General features: G+C 40.7%; 18 protein-coding genes. 11 read left to right on the top strand and 7 right to left on the bottom strand.

Features of this window, described 5'->3' with window-relative positions:
* Positions 1 to 54 precede the first annotated feature (54 nt).
* Positions 55 to 3495: a PAS domain-containing hybrid sensor histidine kinase/response regulator gene (locus tag I6F41_RS05895; RefSeq protein WP_182683814.1), complete on the bottom strand. Its 3441-nt coding sequence runs from the start codon at positions 3493 to 3495 to the stop codon at positions 55 to 57.
* A 402-nt stretch (positions 3496 to 3897) separates the two neighbouring features.
* Between I6F41_RS05895 and I6F41_RS05890 the strand changes: the two genes are divergently transcribed.
* From I6F41_RS05890 to I6F41_RS05840, 11 genes are all read left to right on the top strand, one after another.
* Positions 3898 to 4161 carry a DUF4212 domain-containing protein gene (locus I6F41_RS05890; protein WP_011327286.1) on the top strand — a complete coding sequence of 88 codons (264 nt, stop codon included), beginning with the start codon at positions 3898 to 3900 and terminating at the stop codon, positions 4159 to 4161.
* A gap of 10 nt (positions 4162 to 4171) precedes the next feature.
* A complete protein-coding gene (locus tag I6F41_RS05885; protein ID WP_011327287.1) occupies positions 4172 to 5896 on the top strand; it encodes a sodium:solute symporter family protein in 1725 nt (574 codons plus the stop codon).
* Positions 5897 to 6011: 115 nt separating this feature from the next.
* Complete coding sequence (locus I6F41_RS05880; RefSeq protein ID WP_182683813.1) at positions 6012 to 7850, top strand: putative nucleotidyltransferase substrate binding domain-containing protein; 1839 nt, start codon at positions 6012 to 6014, stop codon at positions 7848 to 7850.
* A gap of 47 nt (positions 7851 to 7897) precedes the next feature.
* A complete protein-coding gene (locus I6F41_RS05875) occupies positions 7898 to 8521 on the top strand; it encodes a 3'-5' exonuclease (RefSeq protein WP_011327289.1) in 624 nt (207 codons plus the stop codon).
* A gap of 266 nt (positions 8522 to 8787) precedes the next feature.
* Entirely contained in the window at positions 8788 to 9885 is a 1098-nt protein-coding gene (locus tag I6F41_RS05870; RefSeq protein ID WP_226898030.1) for a transporter substrate-binding domain-containing protein, read from the top strand.
* A 287-nt stretch (positions 9886 to 10172) separates the two neighbouring features.
* Positions 10173 to 11204, top strand: coding sequence for an erythrose-4-phosphate dehydrogenase (gene epd, locus I6F41_RS05865; RefSeq protein ID WP_182683812.1), 1032 nt, complete (start codon positions 10173 to 10175; stop codon positions 11202 to 11204).
* Between the two features lie 43 nt (positions 11205 to 11247).
* Positions 11248 to 12423 carry a phosphoglycerate kinase gene (locus tag I6F41_RS05860; protein WP_011327294.1) on the top strand — a complete coding sequence of 392 codons (1176 nt, stop codon included), beginning with the start codon at positions 11248 to 11250 and terminating at the stop codon, positions 12421 to 12423.
* Between the two features lie 207 nt (positions 12424 to 12630).
* The gene (fba, locus tag I6F41_RS05855; RefSeq protein ID WP_011327295.1) at positions 12631 to 13695 is read left to right on the top strand and encodes a class II fructose-bisphosphate aldolase; all 1065 of its coding nucleotides are present in this window, start codon (positions 12631 to 12633) and stop codon (positions 13693 to 13695) included.
* Positions 13696 to 14255: 560 nt separating this feature from the next.
* Positions 14256 to 14945 carry a phosphate regulon transcriptional regulator PhoB gene (gene phoB, locus I6F41_RS05850; RefSeq protein ID WP_011327296.1) on the top strand — a complete coding sequence of 230 codons (690 nt, stop codon included), beginning with the start codon at positions 14256 to 14258 and terminating at the stop codon, positions 14943 to 14945.
* 54 nt (positions 14946 to 14999) lie between these two features.
* The gene (phoR, locus tag I6F41_RS05845; RefSeq protein WP_011327297.1) at positions 15000 to 16331 is read left to right on the top strand and encodes a phosphate regulon sensor histidine kinase PhoR; all 1332 of its coding nucleotides are present in this window, start codon (positions 15000 to 15002) and stop codon (positions 16329 to 16331) included.
* 90 nt (positions 16332 to 16421) lie between these two features.
* Positions 16422 to 17390, top strand: coding sequence for a PstS family phosphate ABC transporter substrate-binding protein (locus I6F41_RS05840; RefSeq protein ID WP_011327298.1), 969 nt, complete (start codon positions 16422 to 16424; stop codon positions 17388 to 17390).
* 78 nt (positions 17391 to 17468) lie between these two features.
* On the opposite strand, the gene I6F41_RS05835 is transcribed toward I6F41_RS05840, so the two are convergent.
* From I6F41_RS05835 to gluQRS, 6 genes are all read right to left on the bottom strand, one after another.
* The gene (locus I6F41_RS05835; protein WP_011327299.1) at positions 17469 to 17705 is read right to left on the bottom strand and encodes a hypothetical protein; all 237 of its coding nucleotides are present in this window, start codon (positions 17703 to 17705) and stop codon (positions 17469 to 17471) included.
* A gap of 30 nt (positions 17706 to 17735) precedes the next feature.
* A complete protein-coding gene (gene panC, locus I6F41_RS05830) occupies positions 17736 to 18584 on the bottom strand; it encodes a pantoate--beta-alanine ligase (RefSeq protein WP_011327300.1) in 849 nt (282 codons plus the stop codon).
* The gene (panB, locus tag I6F41_RS05825) at positions 18584 to 19378 is read right to left on the bottom strand and encodes a 3-methyl-2-oxobutanoate hydroxymethyltransferase (RefSeq protein ID WP_011327301.1); all 795 of its coding nucleotides are present in this window, start codon (positions 19376 to 19378) and stop codon (positions 18584 to 18586) included. The genes panC and panB overlap by 1 nt, the downstream gene beginning before the upstream one ends.
* 30 nt (positions 19379 to 19408) lie before the next feature.
* Positions 19409 to 19894, bottom strand: coding sequence for a 2-amino-4-hydroxy-6-hydroxymethyldihydropteridine diphosphokinase (gene folK, locus I6F41_RS05820; RefSeq protein WP_182677195.1), 486 nt, complete (start codon positions 19892 to 19894; stop codon positions 19409 to 19411).
* 5 nt (positions 19895 to 19899) lie between these two features.
* Positions 19900 to 21321: a polynucleotide adenylyltransferase PcnB gene (gene pcnB, locus I6F41_RS05815; protein ID WP_080516806.1), complete on the bottom strand. Its 1422-nt coding sequence runs from the start codon at positions 21319 to 21321 to the stop codon at positions 19900 to 19902.
* A gap of 193 nt (positions 21322 to 21514) precedes the next feature.
* Entirely contained in the window at positions 21515 to 22411 is an 897-nt protein-coding gene (gene gluQRS / locus I6F41_RS05810; protein ID WP_182677197.1) for a tRNA glutamyl-Q(34) synthetase GluQRS, read from the bottom strand.
* Between the last annotated feature and the right edge of the window lie 9 nt (positions 22412 to 22420).

The raw sequence follows: 22420 nt of genomic DNA, 5'->3' as shown, positions 1-22420 counted from the left end.
AAATAAAGCAAAGGAAAACCCAGCCCGCTATTACTAGCAGGCTGGGTGTAATATTTAAGTGCTGTGATTTAGCAGCGCTTTTAGTTTGCCCGGTTTAATAGGCTTACTTAGGTAATGAATATTAGCCGCTTTAGTTTCTAGTTTAAGCTCTTCATCGCGCACCGCTGTTATTAAGATAGCAGGGACTTGGTGTTGCCAAATATCTCTCAGGGTTTTTATAAGTGTTATGCCGTCGCAATCATTACCTAACTGGTAATCCATTAAAATCACATCGGGTGCGCTGTGCTCATTAGCGTGCGCAAGCACCTGTTCAACGTTATCAAATAAGGTGTAATTGGCTTGCCATTTGTTGAGTAAGCTTGCCATGGCAGCTAGATTGGCAGGATCGTCGTCAACGGCAACAATATTAATGGCGGCGCGGTTTTCCATTACACTATTAGCAATACTTTTATGCTGTACAAATTTTGCATCACCATAAGGTACTTCAATACTAAAGCGGCTGCCTTTATTAGGCACTGAGCATACATCAAGCGGTAAGCTGAGTAAGTCAGCCATTCTTTTTACTACTCCTAAACCTAAGCCTATGCCTTTATTGTCGCCAGCCTCAACCCGGTAAAAGTCATTAAAAATTTTAGCTTGCTCTGCTTCACTGATCCCTTGTCCTGTATCCCATACTTCTATGCGCAGGCTATGTTTACGGTTTCTACAGGCAATTAAAACTTTACCGCTTTGTGTGTACTTAATTGCATTAGAGAGCAGGTTTTGGATAATGCGTCGTAAATAAGTAATATCGCTGTGCACTATTTGTTGGTTAGAAAGCACTTTGAACGATAACCCTTTTACACTGAGTAAAATACTCGACTCGCTTTTAAGCGGTTGCAAAATATCGTCAATACAAAAGTGGCGTGGTGTAGGCGCCATTGCGCCTTGTTCTAACTTGGCTATTTCGAGCAGAGCCGACATTAAATGCACGGTAGAGTCTAGGCTGTCTCCTAGTTTATCAAGATTATTTTGATTAGTGCTATTGAGCTGCTTTTCGTCGATGGCGGCAAGGTATAAGCGCGCGGCATTTAATGGCTGTAAAATATCGTGGCTCGCCAGTGCTAAAAAGCGGGTTTTACTGTCGTTGGCTTTTTCGGCCTCACGTTTGGCTAAAGTTAGCGCCTGCTCAGTTTGGACTCGGCTATCTATTTGCGCTTGAAGGTCTTTATTAATGGTTTGTACTTCTTGAGTACGCGCCTCGATGCGGTTTTCTAAATCGATATTAATTTCTTCCAGCGCATTTTGAGTATTAATATGTGTTGTTATGTCTGAAAAGCTGGTAACAAAGCCGCCATCAGGCAAAGGGTTACCTATCATTTCGTACACTTGGCCGTTGCGGCGGTGGCGAATAAAATGATGCGAGGTGCCATTTTTTAAATGACGAACCCGCTTATCTACATGGCGTTCTATTTCGCCTGGACCACATTCACCACGCTCTGCGTTATAACGTATTATGTCTTCTACCGGTTGGCTCACTTCTAAAAAGCCTTCAGGGTAATTAAACATTTCGCTATAGCGTTTATTCCAAGCAACAAGTTTTAAATCTTTGTCGACCACAGAAAGACCATGGCTTAAGTTTTCAAGCGAGGTAAACAATAAGTTTTGGTTAAATTGCAGTGCTTGGGTGGTTTCATCAAAAAAGTTAACCACTTCTTCAAATGCCATGCGCTTACCAGACGATACAGTGTGCACTAATGCCTGAGCCGACGATGCACCAAGCACACCGGTTAACGCACGTTCGCAATAAGCAATAAACTCAGGTTTGGGGTGCGCGTTGTTGTCACTTAAATGATGGGCTAGGGCATAATTGGCTAATACTTGCTGGCTGCGCTGAATACCTAAAAAGGTCTGTAGCAGTATTTTAAAGTCGTATACTGTGGCTTTAACATCTTTATTTAAACGCTTTGATAAAATAGTCTGATCTTTTGGGTTAACAAATGCAGCAGCCTGAATTTTATCAATTAATCGCTCCTCAGCCCCTAACGAAAAGCTAATATAACAACCTATGTTAGCAAATAACGCAATCAGCGTGCCGCGGGTCATAAGGGTTTGTTGTAGCTCGTTATTTAGCGTGTTGCCAGCATCTAAAATAGGCAGCATTAAAAACAGCACCCAGCATATAAAGCCTGCAAGTAAGCCCGCATAAACGCCATAAGCATGGCCTTTTCGCCAATATAAACCACCTACAATAGCGGGTAATAATTGGGTTACTAACGAAAATGCCACCAGGCCCATGCTCGCTAATGCACTTCCGTGACCAAACCAATGCTGATAAAAATAAGCCAAGGTTAAAATACCGGCAATAGCAAAGCGTCGTACTAATAGTATTCTCGATCTATAGCTGGTGGTTATTAAGTTGCGTTTAAATTTGCGACGCAGTATTAGGGGCAGTACTACATCGTTTGAAATCATAGTACTTAAAGTGAGTGTTGCTACCACTATCATAGCAGTGGCAGCCGACAAGCCACCAATAAAAACGAAGGTGGTTAAAAAGGCATTATAGTGCAGCATTGGCAGGGCTAACACAAAGCTGTCGGGTGAAAAACTACGGCCTATTTCTGGGTGAATAGCGGCAGTTGCTATTGGAAAAATCATTGCTGCGGTAAGTAATAAGTACAGTGGAAACGCCCAGCGCGCGGTAAATAAATGACGCTTGTCTTGATTGTCGACCACGGTCACATGAAACTGACGCGGTAGGCAAATAATAGCCGCCGCAGCCATTAATGACTGACCAACAAAGTTAAAACTAAAAAAGTCAAAGTCGGCCCAGTGTGTCCACAAAGGCTCGTCTACTTGGTTAGCATAAGACTCAGGTAAGTTAAATAAAGAATACACAGCCAGCCCAGCTACAGCCATGAGTGCAATTAATTTTATGAGAGATTCAAACGCTACAGCAAGCATTAGCCCTGAACGATATTCAGTGACATCAACTTTTCGAGTGCCAAAAAATATTGCAAATAACGCCATAATTAAGGTTGCCGACAGGGCGACTATATCTCCAGATATTTTATTACTTGTTTGTAGCAGTAAAAAGCTCGAACTGAGCGCTTTTAATTGCAGCGCAATATACGGAATAGTCGCTAATAGCGCGATTAAAGTCACCATAATAGCGGTGGTTTGGCGCTTGCCATAACGGGCAGAAATAAAGTCGGCAATGGTGGTAATATTTTGTTTTTTGCTCACTAAAACTAATTTACGTAAAAAACCTTGGCCGAAAAAAAATAATAATGCGGGGCCTAGTAGTATGGGCAAAAAACTCCAACTGCTTGTGGCTGCAGTTCCTACCGAGCCGTAGTAGGTCCAAGATGTACAATAAATGCCTAGTGAAAATGCATACACAAAAGGATGATGACTAATACGCTTAGCCAAAGGCGTGGTTTTATCGCCCCAACTTGCGAGCCAAAACAGCACTCCTATATAGCTCAAAGCAACAAAAATTAGTACGGCAGTCATGTATTTATTAAACCTTTTTGAATATGCACTCAACTAGCATGGACTATACACAATACCAGAGCTTGAATTAAGTGTGGGTGCGATATTTATTTATAAGTTTAAGCTGTTGTTTTTAATTGCTATTTATAAACATTAAATTATAGCAATACAGTATAAGACTAATGTCGCATGCAATCTAAATTTTATCAAAATGTTAACGGGTGGGATCTGAGTAAGGTTTTAAATAGCTGAAAAATAATGCTTTTTAATTTTAATATCAGCTAAATACTGGTTTTTCGCCAAAAGGTTAACAGGCTGTTACGACTATGGTCGCAATTCAATATTTGCATTGCGTTGCTAAATTGGTAGATGAAAAATAAACCACTCATTACTTTTTAGTGATGCTTAAAGGGGAAAATAAAAATGGCTTTTAAAGATGAAGAACAAGCAAAAGCTTATTGGGCGGAAAATATTTCACTGTTATTTAAATTATTAGCAGTGTGGTTTGTCGTGTCATTTGGTTTTGGCATATTACTGGTTGATGTACTTAATGAAGTACGTTTTTTTGGGTTTAAACTTGGCTTCTGGTTCTCCCAGCAAGGTTCAATTTATACCTTTGTGGCTTTGATTTTTGTGTACGTAGTCAAAATGAATACGTTAGATAAAAAATATGGCGTAGACGAATAGGAGCTAAGCAATGGATGTTCAAACACTCACGTTTTTAATTGTTGGTTTAAGCTTCGCGCTTTATATCGGCATTGCAATTTGGGCCCGAGCGGGTTCAACTAAAGAGTTTTATGTAGCGGGTGGCGGCGTACCTCCCTTAGCTAATGGTATGGCAACCGCTGCCGATTGGATGAGCGCGGCGTCGTTTATTTCAATGGCGGGTATTATTTCGTTTGCGGGTTACGACGGCGGCGTTTACTTAATGGGGTGGACAGGTGGTTATGTATTACTTGCCATGTGTTTAGCGCCTTACTTACGTAAATTCGGCAAGTTTACTGTGCCAGACTTTATTGGCGACCGTTACTACTCACGTACAGCGCGTTTAGTTGCTATTTTTTGTGCCATATTCATTTGTTTTACCTACATTGCAGGGCAAATGCGTGGCGTAGGCGTGGTTTTTTCTCGCTTTTTAGAAGTAGAAATTGAAACCGGTGTATACATAGGTATGGTTATTGTATTCTTTTATGCTGTTTTAGGTGGTATGAAAGGCATTACATATACGCAAGTTGCACAGTATTGTGTGTTGGTATTTGCTTACTTAGTACCGGCTATTTTTATCTCTATGATGATGACAGGTCACTTTTTGCCACAAACTGGTTTTGGTGCCACATTAATTGGCGGAGAAGGTGCTTATGTACTTGATAAGCTAGATGGCATAAGTTCGCAATTGGGCTTTTCTCAGTATACCGAAGGCTCTAAGAGTATGATTGATGTATTTGCTATTACCGGTGCATTAATGGTGGGTACTGCAGGTTTACCACATGTAATTGTTCGCTTTTTCACTGTACCTCGCGTTAAAGATACGCGTATATCAGCGGCATGGACCTTAGTGTTTATTGCTATTGTTTATACTACAGCACCAGCAGTTGCTGCATTTGCTCGCGTAAACATGGTTGATACTATTAACGGTAAAGATGGTAGCGGTACAGAGTATGCACAAGCACCAACGTGGATCAAAAACTGGGAACGTACCGGCTTAATTACTTTTAATGATAAAAATGGTGATGGCAAAATGTTTTACACTTCAGGCAGCATTGACGATCCAAACAGTGCTAATGAAGTAGATGTTGACCGCGACATTATGGTACTTGCTAATCCAGAAATTGCTAACTTACCAGCATGGGTTATTGCCCTAGTTGCTGCCGGTGGTATTGCAGCAGCATTATCAACAACCGCAGGTTTACTGTTAGTTATTTCTACCTCCGTATCGCACGATTTACTCAAGCGAACCCTTAAGCCTAATATTAGCGATAAGCAAGAGTTACTCGCAGCGAGGTTAGCTGCCATGGTCGCTATTGTTATATCCGCCTACTTTGGGATTAACCCGCCAGGGTTTGTGGCATCGGTGGTTGCATTTGCCTTCGGCTTAGCGGCAGCGAGTTTCTTCCCAGCTATTATTATGGGTATATTCTCTAAAGCAATGAACAGAGAAGGTGCAATTGCTGGCATGGTAACGGGTATTGGTTTTACCGCTGGCTATATTATTTACTTTAAATTTGTTAGCCCAGAGCTTAATAGTGCCGAGCATTGGTTTTTAGGTATTTCACCTGAAGGTATTGGCTTAGTGGGTATGATAATTAACTTTGCAGTTGCTGCAATAGTACTTAAATTTACTAAACCGACACCACTGGAAATTCAACAGTTGGTTGAAGGTATTCGTAATCCTAAAGGATCTAGTGAAGCTCACGATCACTAAGTCTATTTGCTTAACAGGCAATAAAAGTACCAAAAGCCCGACTTAAGTCGGGCTTTTTATTTGTTTAATAAATGATTACATTAAACCTTATATAAATCACTTAACGAGCGTAACTATGAGTGCAGAGCAGCAAGATATAACCCAGTTTGTAACTATGCAGGCCCCGTTTAGCATGCTTGAGGCGAGTGCTTGCAGCTATTTTGTAAAGCACCTTGATATTGCTTACCTCAACCGTGAAAACCAAGCACAATGGCTGCAAAGTGATCACCCTAAGTTATTTTTAATTCGCTCAGGTTTATACGATTTAGTGGATAGTAAAGGCGATATAGTTACGCGTTTAGCACAAGGTGATTATTTTGGTTTTCCGTCGCTATTAACCGGTGAGGCGATGCAAAACAGGTTAGAAGTACAAAAAGAGGGCATAGTGTATATGCTGCCTCAGGAGTCGTTTGATTATTTGCGCCGCGAATATAAACCGTTTGAACAATATTTTGTTCGCGCTCATGCAAACCGCCTACTCTCATCACATTATAAAAGTAAAACAGAAAGCTGGTCGGAGAGGAAAATATCAGAGTTAATGACCCGAAAAGCCATTACTTTAACGCCAGATTCGAGTATTCGCCACGCGGCAAAACAAATGCAAGAGTATGGTGTGTCATCTATTATGATCACCCAAGATGCGCACTTAGTTGGGGTAGTAACCGACCGCGACTTGCGTAATCGGGTACTGGCAGATGAAGTTGATCCTCAGCAAAGCGTAAGCAGCATAATGACAGCAAAACCCAAGTTTATTTTTGAAAATAACCGGGTGTTTTCAGCGCTACACTTAATGCTTAAACATAATATTCATCATATTCCAGTACTTGACGAAAACCACAAACCTTTGGGAATGATCACCAGTACCGATTTATTACGCCAGCAAAAAAGCGACCCGGTACAACTTATAGGTCGTATTTATAAAGCGCGTGCTATTGCCGATTTAAAACGCTACGCCAAAGAGATCCCAGAGTTGCTACGCGGCTTTTCGTACAATATTGACGACATATCGCTAATTGGCAAATTACTCAGTGGCCTAACCGATGCACTCACCTCGCGGCTAATTTATTTGTATCAACAAGAACATGGAGTAGCACCAAGTAGTTTTAGTTTTATTTGTTTTGGCTCGCAAGCCCGTGAAGAACAAACTCTACATTCAGATCAAGATAATGGCTTATTATTACCCGATGGTTTAAATGACGATGAGTTAGCCTACTTTAAAGGCATGGGGGAATATGTTTGCGAAAACTTAGTAGAGTGCGGCATTAGACGTTGCCCTGGCAATATAATGGCCAGTAGCGAGTTGTGCCGAATGAGTATTAGTGACTGGCGCGAGCGCTTTTTTAAATGGATAAGCAGCCCAACCCCTCAAGCCATGCTCAACTGTAAAATATTTTTTGATTTACGCTTTATCGAAGGCTCACACACACTTTATAGTAAGTTTTATGAGCAACTTACGCACATGTCACGCAACGAATTATTTTACGCCGCCATGGCCAACGACATTGACTCAAACAGCGTGCCTATAGGCTTGTTTAATAATTTTAAAACCGAAAAAACAGAAAAAAACTATAAATATATCGACTTAAAAAAACGTGGCGTAGTAATAATTAACGACATAGTGCGTTTATATGCATTAAGAGCGGGGATTCGCCGTGCCAATACCCAAGAGCGTTTAGACGCATTGTTAAAACACACTTTACTCAGCAAAGAAGATATTTATAACCTAAAAGATTGCTGGCGTTTTTTAACCCAGCTGCGATTAAGCACGCAAATAAATCAAGAAGGGCTGCCCAGTAATTGTATTAACCCCGACCAATTAAACTCTTTAGAGCGCCACCAACTCAAAGAAGCATTTTATCTGGTAAAACAAGCGCAGCAAGCCGCTGTGTTTAAATTTGCCCGTGGTAGCTTATAGCATGGCTGTTTATAAAAAAGCGGCGGACAAAGCGAGTAATAAACATTATGGTTAAGCGCTTAATTACCCGTTATTTTAAAAGGCGACAGCTACTGGCACATGCTGCTTTAAAGCAGCGCTACCTAGTGATTGACTTAGAGCTAACTGGGCTTGACGCCAAGCAGCACGAAATAGTGTCGCTAGCTTGGGTGGTTATAGAAAATCAATGTATAAAAATGAGTCAGTCGCAGCATTTAATTAATAAAGAGGTTAAAAACTTGGCACAAAGCCCAGTTTATCACGGCATTAATAATGATAATGTAGCTGCAGGGCAAAGTTTACATAGTATTTTAGAGCACCTTAGTGAGCACTTTAATGACTGTATTTTAGTGTTTCATAATGCCATGCTCGACTGGGGTTTTTTAAAACCAGCGCTTAAAAATGCCAATATTACTACGCGGCCAAAACTAATACTCTGCACCTTACAAATAGAAAAAAAGCGCCTGCAACATCAAGGCGTCGAAATAAAGCAAGATGATTTAACGTTAAACGAATGTCGTAATCGCTACGAACTGCCTAGTTATCATTGTCATCACGCACTTACCGACGCACAAGCCACAGCAGAGTTATTTTTGGCGCAGTGCCATCAAATAAGTAGTGGCAGAGGATTAAAAGTGAGGGAGCTTGTTTAGTTGCTAGCTTTATTTGCTACGATTTAAATCACTACTTTATGCACTCTTAACCTCTTTAATAAATAGTGTTTATGCATTTTAAACACCGTACTTGGCTTTTATTTTTATCTGAAAGCTAAGGCTACCATCTGAAAATTAAGCGCTAAATCAAGCTATTTTTGACCTTAGCTTGAAACTATTTTACACTTTCGTAACCTTATACATATTCTATTAGTATGTTTGTGAGCTTATAAGCTATTCACATCACCCCAAACAATTGAGTTTTTATGCTAACAAAAATATTAAATTCATTACGTGTAGGCGCTTTAAGCCTTATGGCAATTTTAACCTTATCGGTGCATGCTCAAAGTGCTTTGCCAGAGACAGGTTTGACCGTTGGTGTAGCGGGGGATGCTCCCTTTGTTATACACAATCCCCAAAATAATTCACTAGAGGGGATTTCACTTACAATTTGGGAAAATATAGCCGATAAAAAAAATTGGGAATACCAATATAAATATTTTACTACGGTTGATGAGGCACTTACCGCTTTGCAGCAAGGCGAAGTTGATTTACTTGCTGGGCCGATTAGTATTACCTCGGAGCGAGTGGAAAAGTTTCTGTTTTCTCAGCCTTATTACCAATCGAGCCTTACTATTGCCTCGCGCGATGAAAATGCCAGTATTTGGGGTAAAATAAAACCTTTTTTTAGCATACAATTACTAATTGCTGTTGCCATATTTTTATCTTTGCTGGCCATTGTTGGGCTGCTCTTTTGGCTTGCTGAGCGCAAACATTCTCCAGAGCAGTTTCCTGCAGATCCAAAAAGAGGGATAGCTAACGGTATGTGGCTAGCCATAGTGACTATGAGTACAACAGGTTATGGCGACATGGCACCGGTGAGCTTAAAAGGCCGAGTTGTAGCTGGTTGTTGGATGATTATTTCATTAATTTTTGCTACATCAATGATTGCAGGTATTGCCAGTACTCTTACCGTATCAAGCTTTAGCAGTTCTACTATTACACAAGTTGAACAATTTCCAGGTAAAAAAATTGCAGCATCAGCAGGCTCGCCAGCTATAGGCTTTATTGAAGAACATCAAGGCCAAAAAGTATTGGTAAATAACCTAAGCCAAGCCATGGAAAGACTAAAAGATAAAAGTGTGGATGGCGTTGTTTTTGACCGTCCACAATTGTTGTTTTATAAAAATAAACATAAAGCAGAGAATATTCATATTCCAAGTGCGGAGTATTATAAGCAAGGTTACGGCTTCGCATTTAGAGCCGACAGTAAACTAGTTAACGACGTTAACTTAGTTTTATTAAGGCTTGCAGAAGATCAAAAAATTGAACAAATAATGGCAGAGTATTTAGGTGATAAATAACTTTAATAAATGGCTATGGTAATAATTAAGTTTTAGCTGCTAGGGTGTAGCTATTAATTAGAGTAACACTACATAAAATTTAACTGCTTCGGCTATAGCTAAGGTTATTACCTTAGCTATAGCCGAGCCTCTAGCAGCTTATAAGTTAATATTTAATTTTTAACTTATCATTTATTTAAAGTTTCTAATCGCTCCCTCTTATAATAAAGCTCAAGGTCGATTACAATACCGCCATCTAAAAGGCATATTGCCTTTATCTGCACGCAAAAGAGTGGATTTTATATTTCATGGCAATCAAACTTGCAATTAATGGTTTTGGTCGTATTGGTCGAAATATTGTCCGCGCGTTATACGAATCAGGTTTGAGCAACGAGATAAAAATTGTTGCGATTAACGAACTTGCTGACCCTGAAGCTATTGCTCACTTATTAAAATACGACACCTCTCATGGTCGTTTCTCTTTTCCTGTAAAGCTTGGTGAGGACACCATTAGCGTAGCAGGCGATGCTATTGCTCTTTTCTGTGAGCCAAATCCGGCGGAATTACCTTGGAAAACCTTAGGTGTAGACGTAGTACTTGAATGTACTGGGGTTTATCACTCGCGCGAACATGCACAGCTACATTTAACCGCAGGCGCTAAAAAAGTGTTGTTTTCGCATCCAGCTGATAACGATGTTGATGCCACTATTGTTTATGGTATTAATGACGATGAGCTAAAACCAGAGCACACTATCGTCTCTAATGGTTCGTGTACTACTAACTGTGTAGTGCCGGTTATTAAAGTGTTAGATGATGCATTTGGTATTGAATCGGGTGCTATTACCACAATACATGCCTCGATGAACGATCAGCCGGTAATTGATGCCTACCACCACGATTTACGCCGTACACGCGCAGCCAGTCAATCTATTATTCCAGTTGATACAAAACTAGCCCGCGGTATAGACCGTATTTTACCTAAATTTAAAGGCCGCTTTGAAGCCATTGCTGTACGCGTGCCTACTATTAACGTAACGGCTATGGATTTAAGTGTAACGGTTAATACCGATGTAGATTTAAATGCAGTAAATAGCGCGCTTAAAGCACAAGCTAAAGATCGCCTTGAAGGCATTTTAAGTTACACCGCAGAGCCACTAGTATCGATTGATTTTAATCATGATCCACATTCTTGTATTATAGATGGTACCCAAACACGAGTTAGTCATAAACGACTGATAAAGTTACTAGTTTGGTGCGATAACGAGTGGGGTTTTGCTAATCGAATGCTCGACACTGCGCGTGCAATGGTCGCGTTAGAAAAAATAACTAATATAAAATAACCGCCTTTTATTGGGTTTAGTATCGTTAACTAAGGAGATGTTCATGTCGGTCATAAAAATGGCAGATTTAGATTTAAACGGCAAGCGTGTATTAATTCGTGAAGATTTAAATGTACCCGTTAAAGCAGGTAAAGTGACGTCAGATGCGCGTATTCGTGCGGCGCTACCAACAATTAAGTTAGCCCTTGAAAAAGGCGCAAAAGTAATGGTTATGTCACACCTTGGCCGCCCTACGGAAGGGGAATATGACGAAGAGTTTTCTCTTGCTCCTGTCGTTAATTACTTAAACGATGCCCTAGAGCAAACAGTACGTTTAGAAAAAGACTACCTAAACGGTGTTGAACTTGCTGATAACGAAGTGGTGGTATTTGAGAACGTACGCTTTAACAAAGGCGAAAAAAATAACGACGAAGCGCTATCTAAACAACTTGCAGCATTATGTGATGTTTACGTAATGGATGCATTTGGTACGGCGCATCGCGCACAAGCCTCTACCCATGGCGTAGGTTTATTTGCAGATGTTGCGTGTGCAGGGCCATTATTATCGGCAGAGCTTGAAGCTCTTGGCAAAGCACTTGATAACCCAGCTCGCCCATTAGTGGCGATTGTGGGTGGTTCAAAAGTGTCTACTAAATTAACAGTGCTTGATTCACTATCAAAAATTGTTGATCAGCTAGTAACCGGTGGCGGTATTGCTAATACCTTTATTGCGGCGGCGGGTTATCCTGTTGGTAAATCGCTTTACGAAGCTGATTTAATGGATGAAGCGAATCGCTTATGCGCAGCGGCTGTTGCTAACAATGGTGAAATTCCAGTACCGACTGATGTTGTTGTAGGTAATGAGTTTTCAGACTCAGCAGTAGCAACACTTAAAGATGTAAGTGAAGTTACCAGCGACGATATGATTTTTGATATTGGCCCAGATACAGCAAACAAGCTGGCAAAAATAATTGCTAATGCAGGTACTGTAGTATGGAATGGCCCTGTTGGCGTGTTTGAGTTTGACCAATTTGGTAACGGTACTCGTGCTATTGCCCAAGCTATTGCTAATTCAAATGCGTTTTCGATTGCAGGCGGTGGCGACACCTTAGCGGCAATTGATAAGTACGGCATTAGCGATAAAATATCGTATATTTCTACTGGTGGTGGTGCGTTTTTAGAGTTTTTAGAAGGCAAAAAGCTACCAGCAGTTGAGATGCTAGAATCGCGCGCTAAGTAATTTATTTTATTTAGGCGTAAGCGGATGGAGGTTACTTCATCCGCAATAATTAATTATTAAATACCTCTCACCCTAATTTAATAATTAATTTTACGCGTTAGTTACAGTTTATCAGTACTAATTCGTGGCGCAGTGATTGCGCCAAACTAACACATCCGTTCAAACTAGATGGCAGAGAACTGCTATCAAAAAATTGGAGAAAACCCAATGGCTTTAATCAGTATGCGACAACTTCTGGATCATGCCGCTGAGCATGGTTATGGCGTACCTGCTTTTAACGTTAACAACCAAGAGCAAATGCGCGCAATAATGGAAGCGGCTGACAAAACCAATAGCCCTGTAATTGTGCAAGGTTCTGCAGGCGCACGTGCTTATGCTGGTGCCCCATTTATTCGTCATATGATTTTAGCAGCGGTTGAAGAGTGGCCACATATTCCAGTGGTTATGCATCAAGATCACGGTACATCACCGGGTGTATGTCAGCGTTCAATTCAACTTGGGTTTTCATCAGTAATGATGGACGGCTCATTATTGAGCGATGGTAAAACACCTTCAAGCTACGAATACAACGTAGAAGTAACCCGTAAAACTGTAGAAATGGCACATGCGTGTGGTGTTTCTGTTGAAGGCGAACTGGGTGTTTTAGGTTCGCTTGAAACAGGTGAAGCAGGCGAAGAAGATGGTATTGGCGCAGAGGGTAAATTAACCACTGAGCAAATGCTAACTAATCCAGAAGAAGCGGCTGACTTTGTAAATAAAACCCATGTTGATGCGCTGGCAATTGCTTGTGGTACATCGCACGGTGCGTATAAATTTACTCGTCCACCAACGGATGATATTTTAGCGATTGATCGTATTAAAGCAATTCATGCACGTATTCCAAATACTCACTTAGTAATGCATGGCTCATCATCGGTTCCACAAGAATGGTTAGAAATAATTAATCAGTACGGTGGCGAAATTCCAGAAACTTACGGTGTGCCAGTAGAGCAAATTATTGAAGGGATTAAGTTTGGCGTACGTAAAGTTAATATTGATACAGACTTACGTTTAGCATCTACCGGTGCGGTGCGTCGCCATTTGGCGCTTAATCCGGCAAACTTCGATCCGCGTAAATTTTTAGCGGCAGCAACTCAAGCCATGACCGATATTTGTATTTCGCGTTATGAGTCGTTTGGTACAGCAGGCCAAGCTAGCAAAATTAAACCAATTTCATTAGATGAAATGCATCTTAAGTATTTAAGCGGCGAGTTAGACCCACGCATTAAATAATTGATCATTTTAGACTTTTTACTAAAGCCAGTTGCATTGTCACTGGCTTTTTTTATGCCGTTTAGGGATCAATATCTTACTAACAGCAGGTAATTAGGATCACTGAATTACTAACGTGATCAGTTTGAGATCATTACTTTACTAAGTAAACGGGTATTTTAGCCCTAGTTGACACTTAAATTCATTATTAAATAAAAGAATAGTACAAACAATCATCAACTTAGCTATTTCACTGGGTATAATAGTGATCCCAAAACGGATCTGCTTAATAAAACTCTGATCTTTTAATTTAAGATCATCACAATGCAGATCATAATTGTATTACTAGGTTAGCGTATGCTATTTAAGTGAACAAAGTTGGCTGCTTTAACACACAATGTTAGTAAAATAATGATCCTGCTATACGCTTTGCTTTATCGCTATAATTGCGTGTAAATATTTATTTTGTCACTATTTTGTGTTTTTTTACTGTTATATTAACTTACGCGCTAGGTTTTCATAAAAGTGTCATACTTAGTCATAATAATGAAAACAAATTCGATAGCTAAGAGATAAATGGAATGTCACGTAAAGTATTAGTCGTTGATGATGAAGCACCGATCAGAGAAATGTTGGTTTTTGTTTTAGAACAAAATGGATTTCAGGCAATTGAAGCAGAAGATTACGACTCTGCTATTGCGGCAATGGTAGAGCCATACCCAGATATGGTATTACTCGATTGGATGTTACCAGGGGGTAGCGGAATTCAAATTGCTAAAAAGTTTAAACAAAATGAATACACGCGCGCTATTCCCATTATTATGCTCACCGCTCGTGGCGAAGAAGAAGACAAAGTACGCGGCCTAGAAGTAGGTGCCGATGACTATGTTACTAAGCCATTTTCGCCCAAAGAACTCATGGCCCGCATTAAAGCGGTTATACGTCGTGTGTCGCCCACCTCATTAGAAGAAGCAATTGACGTACATGGCCTGCGCCTTGATCCTATTTCGCACCGCGTTACCTCAGGTGGCAGTGAGCTTGATATGGGGCCTACCGAATTTAGATTACTACACTTTTTTATGACCCACACCGAGCGCGTATATAGCCGTGAGCAATTACTTGATCAAGTTTGGGGTACTAACGTATACGTTGAAGACCGTACGGTTGATGTACACATTCGCCGCTTACGTAAAGCTATTTCACCCTTAGGGCATGACCGCTTAGTGCAAACGGTACGCGGAGCAGGTTATCGCTTTTCAAGTAAATTATAATGTACTTGCAGCTTAACTAAGTACCAATGGATAGCGACTTTAAGGTAACAGTGTATGTATAGAGTTATTAATAAACGCACCTTAGTTAAACGGCTGTTTATCTATTTTATACCTTTACTGCTAATAGGGCTGTTAGTAGGTGCCCCATTTTTGTTGTTATTTTTAGGCTCATTTTCGCTACTTATTTGGCACTACTACCAACTTTATCGTTTAAGTGATTGGTTGCTTAATCAACAAAGCTTTAACCCGCCCGAAGGAGAGGGCGCATGGGAGCAGGTATTCGAAGGTATTTATCAGCTGCAGCATCGTAATCGTAAAAAGCGTAATGAACTATCGGCATTAATTCATCGCTTTCGTGATGGTGCTGAAGCCATTCCTGATGCGGTGATAGTGCTGCAAAATGATTTAACCATTTATTGGTGTAATCAACTGGCATTAAAAGTATTAGGCTTGCAGTGGCCTACAGATCAAGGGCAGCGTCTGGATAACTTAATTCGTGAACCTAAATTTGCTAAGTATATGCACCGCGGCCAATTTACCGAGCCACTGGAGCTTGAAAGTGGTCATAACATAGAGCAAATACTTGAGTTTAGAGTTATGCCCTATGCCAGCACACAGTTAATGGTAGTAGTACGCGATGTAACCCGCTTAAAGCAACTAGAACAAATGCGCAAAGACTTTGTTGCCAATGTGTCGCATGAACTGCGAACTCCGCTCACGGTGGTTACAGGCTATCTTGAGATGATGGATAGCGACATGATGCCACCGCCCGCAATGTGGAATAAAGCCCAAAATACTATGCTTGAGCAATGCAAACGCATGGACAGTTTAGTTACTCAGCTGCTATCACTATCACGTATAGAAGGTGCGCGTAAGCAAAATAACGATAAAGCGGTTAATGTACCCTTACTACTTAACTATATTCAAACAGAAGCTAACTCAATTAATCAGCAAAAAAAGCATCAGCTTATTTTTAATATTGATACTTCCTTAGATATTAGCGGATCAGCAGATGAACTGCGCAGTGCATTCTCTAATTTAGTTTTTAACGCCATTCATTACACTAAACCAGGCGGAAAAATAACAATATGTTGGCAGCGTCAAAACGATCGAGCTTGCTTTAGCGTAACCGATAATGGTGATGGTATTGCGCCTGAGCATATAAATCGTTTAACGGAGCGCTTTTACCGGGTAGATAAAGCGCGCAGTCGCACTACAGGTGGTTCAGGCCTTGGGCTCGCAATTACCAAACACGTATTAACTCGCCACAATAGCCAGTTAAAGATTAGTAGTGTTTTGGGTCAAGGTTCGTGTTTTTCTTTTGATTTTTCAAGTAATAAAATAGTACCTATGAGCAGCACAGTACAAACAAGTGGCAAGTCATAAAAGTGTCATTTAAGGGTAATATCACTGTCATCTACACAATTTACAGTGAACACAGTTAAAAAATGGGACGAACAAATTGGAGAACCCCACATGAAATTTAAAAACTTAGTTGCCGCAATGGGTGTGGCTGTTACAACGTTTGTATCTGCACAAGCAGTCGCTTTGGATAACGCACTACCTGAGTATCAAAAAATTAGTGGTGTTTCAGGGAACTTTTCATCGGTAGGTTCAGACACATTAGCGAACATGATGACATTTTGGGCTGAAGAATATAAACGTATTTATCCAAATATAAATATTCAAATACAAGCAGCTGGCTCATCAACTGCGCCACCGGCATTAACCGAAGGCACAGCAAATTTAGGGCCAATGAGCCGTAAAATGAAATCAAAAGAAGTTGAAGCATTCGAAAAACGCCATGGTTATAAACCCACAGAAGTACGGGTTGCCATCGATGCACTTGCGGTATTTGTACACAAAGACAACCCTATAGAAGGGCTACGTATTGATGAAATAGATGCTATTTTTTCATCTACTCGTAAGTGCGGTGCAACGCAGCAAGTTAACCGCTGGAGTGACGTAGGTTTAACTGGAGAATGGGCTGCTAAAGATATTCAATTGTATGGGCGTAACTCGGTATCAGGCACTTATGGTTACTTTAAAAAGAAAGCACTGTGTAAAGGCGACTTTCGTAATAACGTAAATGAGCAACCGGGTTCAGCATCTGTAGTGCAGTCTATTTCATCTTCATTGAACGCGATTGGCTACTCAGGAATTGGCTATAAAACCTCTGGTGTACGCACAGTTCCACTGGCCAAAAAAGGCAGCCACTTTGTTGATGCAACGCTTGAAAATGTAGCACAAGGTAAGTATCCGCTGTCGCGCTTTTTATACCTTTACGTGAACAAGCACCCGAATAAACCATTAGCACCAATTGAAGCTGAATTTTTAAAAATGGTATTGTCGAAAGATGGGCAAAAAATTGTAGAAAAAGACGGTTATGTACCGCTTTCAGCCAAATTGGCTGAAGTTGAGCTTAAAAAGTTAGGCTTAAATTAAGTCACTAAATTATACGCAATAAAAAACCGCTCATTGAGCGGTTTTTTTATATTTACTGTTCAGGTACAAGCTTAATACTTATATGTTACCTAAGTTTTCGGCTTGTGCTTTACACTGATTATAGCTCTCAACACACTTAGCTGAGCATACTTGCTGCTTTAAACCTTCGCCAGTTGATTGTTGCTCACAACTACTTTCGCATTGATAGTTTTGTTGTGCACATTGATTTAACTCTGGATTTCCAGCGTTATTCTGACAACCTGCTAATAGCATAAATGTAAGGGCTACTGCGCTCATTTTTATTAAAGTATGCATGCTTATCCTTAAATGAAAGTCGCGGTTATATTAAACTTCAACCTGAAGGTTATCGATTAATCTAACACTGCCTAAATAGGCCGCGGCTAAAATAACAAATTTGTTATCATCGAGTGTAGCAGCTTTTAACGTATCTCGTTGAGCTATCGAAAAATAGTCTGGTTTTAATCCAGCTTGCTGTAAACTTTGTTTGGCTGTTTCTTCCAGCGTAGCAAAGTCAGTATTACCACTTTTAAGTTGCTCAGCGCAGTTATTAAGCACTTTAAAAAGTGCGGTGGCACTGTCTTTTTGCTCATTCGATAAGTAACCATTACGCGAACTCATAGCAAGCCCAGAGACTTCACGCATAGTTGATACACCAATAACTTCAACCGGAATCGATAAGTCGCGAGCCATAGTTTTAATTACTTGTAGCTGCTGAAAGTCTTTTTCGCCAAAACAAGCGTAATCTGGCTGCACTAAATTAAAGAGTTTAGTAACAACTGTTGCCACACCTCTAAAGTGCCCTGGGCGTGAACCACCACAATAACCTAATGAAATATCAGGTACATCTACAAAGCTTTGTGCAGCTAAACCATTAGGATAAATAGTCTCTACACTTGGCGTAAATACAATATCAGTTTCAAGGTCGGCTAAGCCACGCTTGTCCTCATCAAGGGTACGAGGGTAATTGTCTAAGTCTTCATTAGCGCCAAATTGCATAGGGTTAACAAAAATGCTTACTACGACTTTATCGGCCATCATTTTTGCTTTTTCGACTAACGAAAAGTGGCCTAAGTGCAAGTTGCCCATAGTGGGTACTAGGGCGATGCTTAATCCGGCTTGGCGCCATGCTTTAATTTGGCTACGTAATGATTTAATTTCAGTAATTGACTGCATTATTTAAACTCGTGTTCGGCACTTGGAAAGGCACCGCTTTTTACATCGGTACAATACTTTTTAACGGCTTCAGGCATATTGCCTGTTTCGAGTAAAAAGTTTTTCGAAAATTTAGGAATAAACCCAGCAGAAATACCTACTAAGTCGTGCATTACTAATATTTGACCATCGGTAGTATTACCCGCGCCAATGCCAATAGTAGGAATAGTTAATGCGTCGGTAACGCGTTTTGCCAGTGCGCTTGGAATGCATTCCAGTACTAATAATTGTGCGCCAGCCGCTTCAAGGGCTTTAGCATCGGCAATTATTTTTAGTGCTTGCTCTTCTGCACGCCCTTGTACTTTAAAACCACCAAATACATGTACCGACTGCGGCGTTAGGCCTAAATGACCACACACAGGAATACCTTGTTGAGTTAGGGCTTCAATGCTCTCAAAAAGCCATTCACCCCCTTCTAACTTAACCATGTTAGCACCAGCACGCATTAGCTCAGCGGCATTTTTACAGGTGTCATTGGGGCTCGAATAAGTCATAAACGGCATATCAGCAATTACAAACAGCTCACGGCTACCCGCACGTACGCAACGAGTGTGATAGGCAATATCTTGATTAGTTACGCCAAGTGTATCGTCGCCGCCTTGTAATACCATACCCAAAGAGTCGCCAACTAAAATAACTTCAACGCCGTTATCATGAAATAACTTAGCAAAACTGGCATCATAAGCTGTTAAAGCAGTAATTTTATTTTTTTCTGCTTTCATTTTATTTAAAGTTGAAACTGTTATTTTAGACATAATTTTCTCACCGGCATAAGCCTTAGTTAATTACTGTGGTAATTGTTGTAAATTGTTAAGCGGTAATGTATTTGCAATAGTGTGTAGTGCAATGCCGCTGGGTAAAATAAGTTTTGGCGCAAGTTCTAGCAGTGGATACACAACAAACTCACGTTCAGTTAAACCATAATGAGGCACTATAAGGCGCTCGGTATTAATTGTTTGTGCGTCAAACAATAACATATCTATATCTAAAGTACGTGGCCCCCAACGCTCGGCTTTTCTAACACGGCCATGCTCAAGCTCAATTGCTTGGGTTAAATCAAGCAGCTTTTCAGGGCTAAGCGTAGTGTTTATGCAGGCAACGGCGTTAATATAGTCAGGTTGGTCTTGTGGGCCCATGGGCTTACTCGTATAGTAATGCGAAACACTTATAAATTCACAATCTGGCAGCTTTTTAAGCGCGGCAATAGCGTTATCAAGCTGCTTTTTTGGTGAGTTTAAATTGGCACCCAAACCTAAATAAACACAGTGCATAGAAGTTACTCTGTTGGCTTTTTAGGTGTACGACGGCGAGCGCGTCTGCGTGGTTTTGGCCCCGCAGGCTGACCCAAGGTTCTTACCATTTCTTTTTGGCCATTAATATCTAGGCTCAAATATTGTGTCCACCACTGAGCAAGCTCGCTATGTTGTGTTTCTCCTGCCTCTACACGCATTAATAAAAAGTCGTATGCGGCTTTAAAGCGAGGTTGCTGCGTTAATCTGTATGCACGTTGGCCGGCACGTTTATCTAAACGATGCTGTATATGCCAAATGTCGCGTGCGCCTAAAGTAAAGCGTTTAGGAACAGCTATGTGCTGGGCGTTATCGCTAAGTACACTATTAATTGCTTGCGAAAATGCATCGTATTCAGAGAGCTGCTCTTCATTTTGTACTGTTTTAGTGCGCTCTAATAGCGGAAACCAAAGTAGCGCAGCAAATACATACGCAGGGGTTACTTTTTTATCTGCGTTAATACGATCGTCTGTATTTTTAAACATGTTTTCAATAAAAGTGGCTTCAAGCCCGCCAGGATTATTATCTAAAATACGGTTTAGCTCTGGAAACAGTGAGTTAAATAGGCCGTATTTGCGCAGCATTAAGTAGTTAGCTTGTGCTTTGCCGTTTAAAAACAGTTTGAGTATTTCTTCAAACAAACGCGCCGGTGGAATGTTATCTAGCAAACTTGCTAAAGCAGTCATCGGCTTTTCGCTGTTTGGTGCAATTTTCATATCTAGCTTAGTGGCAAAGCGTACCGCACGTAGCATGCGCACCGGATCTTCACGGTAACGCGTTTCTGGATCGCCAATTAGCTCAATTTGTTTAGCTTTTATTGCGGCTAAACCATTGGCGTAATCGTAAATACAAAAATCGTTAATTGAGTAATAAAGTGCATTGATTGAAAAGTCACGGCGTTCTGCGTCTTCCTCAATACTGCCAAATACGTTGTCGCGTAGCAATTGTCCTTGCTCACTCGATTGGCTTATTTGGTTTTTGTCCTCTGGCGCTTCGTGGTGCCCGCGCATGGTAGCTACTTCTATTATTTCACGACCAAATACAATGTGAGCTAAACGAAAGCGGCGGCCAATTAAACGACAGTTTCTAAATAACTTTTTAACTTGTTCTGGCGTGGCATTTGTTACCACGTCAAAATCTTTTGGCTGTTGACCTAACAATACATCGCGAATACAACCACCAACTAGGTAGGCGTCAAAACCACCATCTTTTAAACGGTATAAAACTTTGATTGCATTTGGGCTAAATTGTTTACGAGAAATACCATGTTCACCTCGTGAGATCACTAGCGGTTCGCTGCTTATTGCCGTGTTTTCGGCACTGGCATTTGGGCCGATTATTTGTCGACAAAATTGAAAAAGCTTGGAAATAATAGTCTGTCTCCTAGAAGGTGTTGATTGACTTGCCATTGCAATCAAAATTACAGCAAATGTAGGTGTTATAACCTATTACTGGCTGATTAATGTAAATAGCATATATTTAGGCGGCTATCATATACCAGCAAGGTTTAAAAATTAAGTTGCTGCACTGAAATTAAGCCATTTTTAGCGATTTTTATTTACTTAAAGGTCTAAATTATTGCGCGCGGGGAGTTGTGGACTGCTAAATTTGAATTTCAGCAAGGTTTGGCACTTGATTTAAGCTAAAGTTATTTACCCCCCATGCAAGTAGTTGCTCAATATTTAAGTCCATAAGCTGGCTATGGACTGCTAGGCCTAAAAACGCGAACACATCGATAAGTACCGGTTTAGGGTTTTGCTTACAAATTGCTGGCGCATAATTTTGCTTTGAGAGCTTAAAGCCTGGCTTTGCAACTGCTAAGGGTAAATGAGCAAATTGGGGGACAGGGCTATTAAGTTGTTTAAACAAACTGATCTGGCGAACGGTAGGCTCAATTAGGTCAGCCCCTCTAACAATGCGCGTGATCCCTTGGTCTATATCGTCAATTACCACCACAAGCTGGTAGGCAAATAAACCATCGCTGCGCTTTATTATGTAATCTTCGGCAGCAAAGGCGTTATTAACGTTTATGTCGCCTTGAATTAAATCGTTAAATTGGTTGGTGGCAAAGCTTTGGCTAAGGCGCAGGGCACTGTGGGTTATATCTTGGTGCAGGTTTTTACAATGACCTTGGTAAATTCCGCCAATAGCTTTAATTTGTTTGCGCGAGCAACTACAGGCATAAATAAGGTTTTTATTGTGTAAAGAGTTAACAACATCTTGGTATAAATCTAAACGTTGTGTTTGATAAACGACGTTTTCATCCCAGTGCAGAGAATAGGCTTGTAAGGTATTTAGAATGTCGGTGTCGGCGCCTTTTACAACGCGAGTGGTGTCTATATCTTCGATGCGAACTAACCATTTTCCTTGGTTAGCTTTAGCATCAAGATAGCTACCTACAGCCGCTACTAATGAGCCAAAATGTAATGGCCCAGAAGGAGACGGTGCAAAGCGACCGCAGTATTTACGCGTTGGCGTAATAACGGCTGTAGTAAACATAACTAATTA

Origin of the sequence: Pseudoalteromonas sp. SCQQ13, assembly GCF_015864415.1 — a bacterium.
Classification (GTDB): domain Bacteria; phylum Pseudomonadota; class Gammaproteobacteria; order Enterobacterales; family Alteromonadaceae; genus Pseudoalteromonas; species Pseudoalteromonas nigrifaciens.
This window is presented reverse-complemented; position numbering and strand designations above follow the sequence as displayed.

What these genes read in the sequence shown, in the direction of transcription:
- panC (WP_011327300.1), bottom strand. Translation starts at nt 18,584, where the DNA reads ATGCAGTCAATTACTGAAATTAAATCATTACGTAGCCAAATTAAAGCA.
- I6F41_RS05870 (WP_226898030.1), top strand. Translation starts at nt 8,788, where the DNA reads ATGCTAACAAAAATATTAAATTCATTACGTGTAGGCGCTTTAAGCCTT.
- phoB (WP_011327296.1), top strand. Translation starts at nt 14,256, where the DNA reads ATGTCACGTAAAGTATTAGTCGTTGATGATGAAGCACCGATCAGAGAA.
- I6F41_RS05860 (WP_011327294.1), top strand. Translation starts at nt 11,248, where the DNA reads ATGTCGGTCATAAAAATGGCAGATTTAGATTTAAACGGCAAGCGTGTA.
- I6F41_RS05875 (WP_011327289.1), top strand. Translation starts at nt 7,898, where the DNA reads ATGGTTAAGCGCTTAATTACCCGTTATTTTAAAAGGCGACAGCTACTG.
- pcnB (WP_080516806.1), bottom strand. Translation starts at nt 21,321, where the DNA reads ATGGCAAGTCAATCAACACCTTCTAGGAGACAGACTATTATTTCCAAG.
- I6F41_RS05890 (WP_011327286.1), top strand. Translation starts at nt 3,898, where the DNA reads ATGGCTTTTAAAGATGAAGAACAAGCAAAAGCTTATTGGGCGGAAAAT.
- folK (WP_182677195.1), bottom strand. Translation starts at nt 19,894, where the DNA reads ATGCACTGTGTTTATTTAGGTTTGGGTGCCAATTTAAACTCACCAAAA.
- phoR (WP_011327297.1), top strand. Translation starts at nt 15,000, where the DNA reads ATGTATAGAGTTATTAATAAACGCACCTTAGTTAAACGGCTGTTTATC.
- I6F41_RS05835 (WP_011327299.1), bottom strand. Translation starts at nt 17,705, where the DNA reads ATGCATACTTTAATAAAAATGAGCGCAGTAGCCCTTACATTTATGCTA.
- I6F41_RS05895 (WP_182683814.1), bottom strand. Translation starts at nt 3,495, where the DNA reads ATGACTGCCGTACTAATTTTTGTTGCTTTGAGCTATATAGGAGTGCTG.
- I6F41_RS05840 (WP_011327298.1), top strand. Translation starts at nt 16,422, where the DNA reads ATGAAATTTAAAAACTTAGTTGCCGCAATGGGTGTGGCTGTTACAACG.
- epd (WP_182683812.1), top strand. Translation starts at nt 10,173, where the DNA reads ATGGCAATCAAACTTGCAATTAATGGTTTTGGTCGTATTGGTCGAAAT.
- panB (WP_011327301.1), bottom strand. Translation starts at nt 19,378, where the DNA reads ATGTCTAAAATAACAGTTTCAACTTTAAATAAAATGAAAGCAGAAAAA.
- gluQRS (WP_182677197.1), bottom strand. Translation starts at nt 22,411, where the DNA reads ATGTTTACTACAGCCGTTATTACGCCAACGCGTAAATACTGCGGTCGC.
- I6F41_RS05880 (WP_182683813.1), top strand. Translation starts at nt 6,012, where the DNA reads ATGAGTGCAGAGCAGCAAGATATAACCCAGTTTGTAACTATGCAGGCC.
- I6F41_RS05885 (WP_011327287.1), top strand. Translation starts at nt 4,172, where the DNA reads ATGGATGTTCAAACACTCACGTTTTTAATTGTTGGTTTAAGCTTCGCG.
- fba (WP_011327295.1), top strand. Translation starts at nt 12,631, where the DNA reads ATGGCTTTAATCAGTATGCGACAACTTCTGGATCATGCCGCTGAGCAT.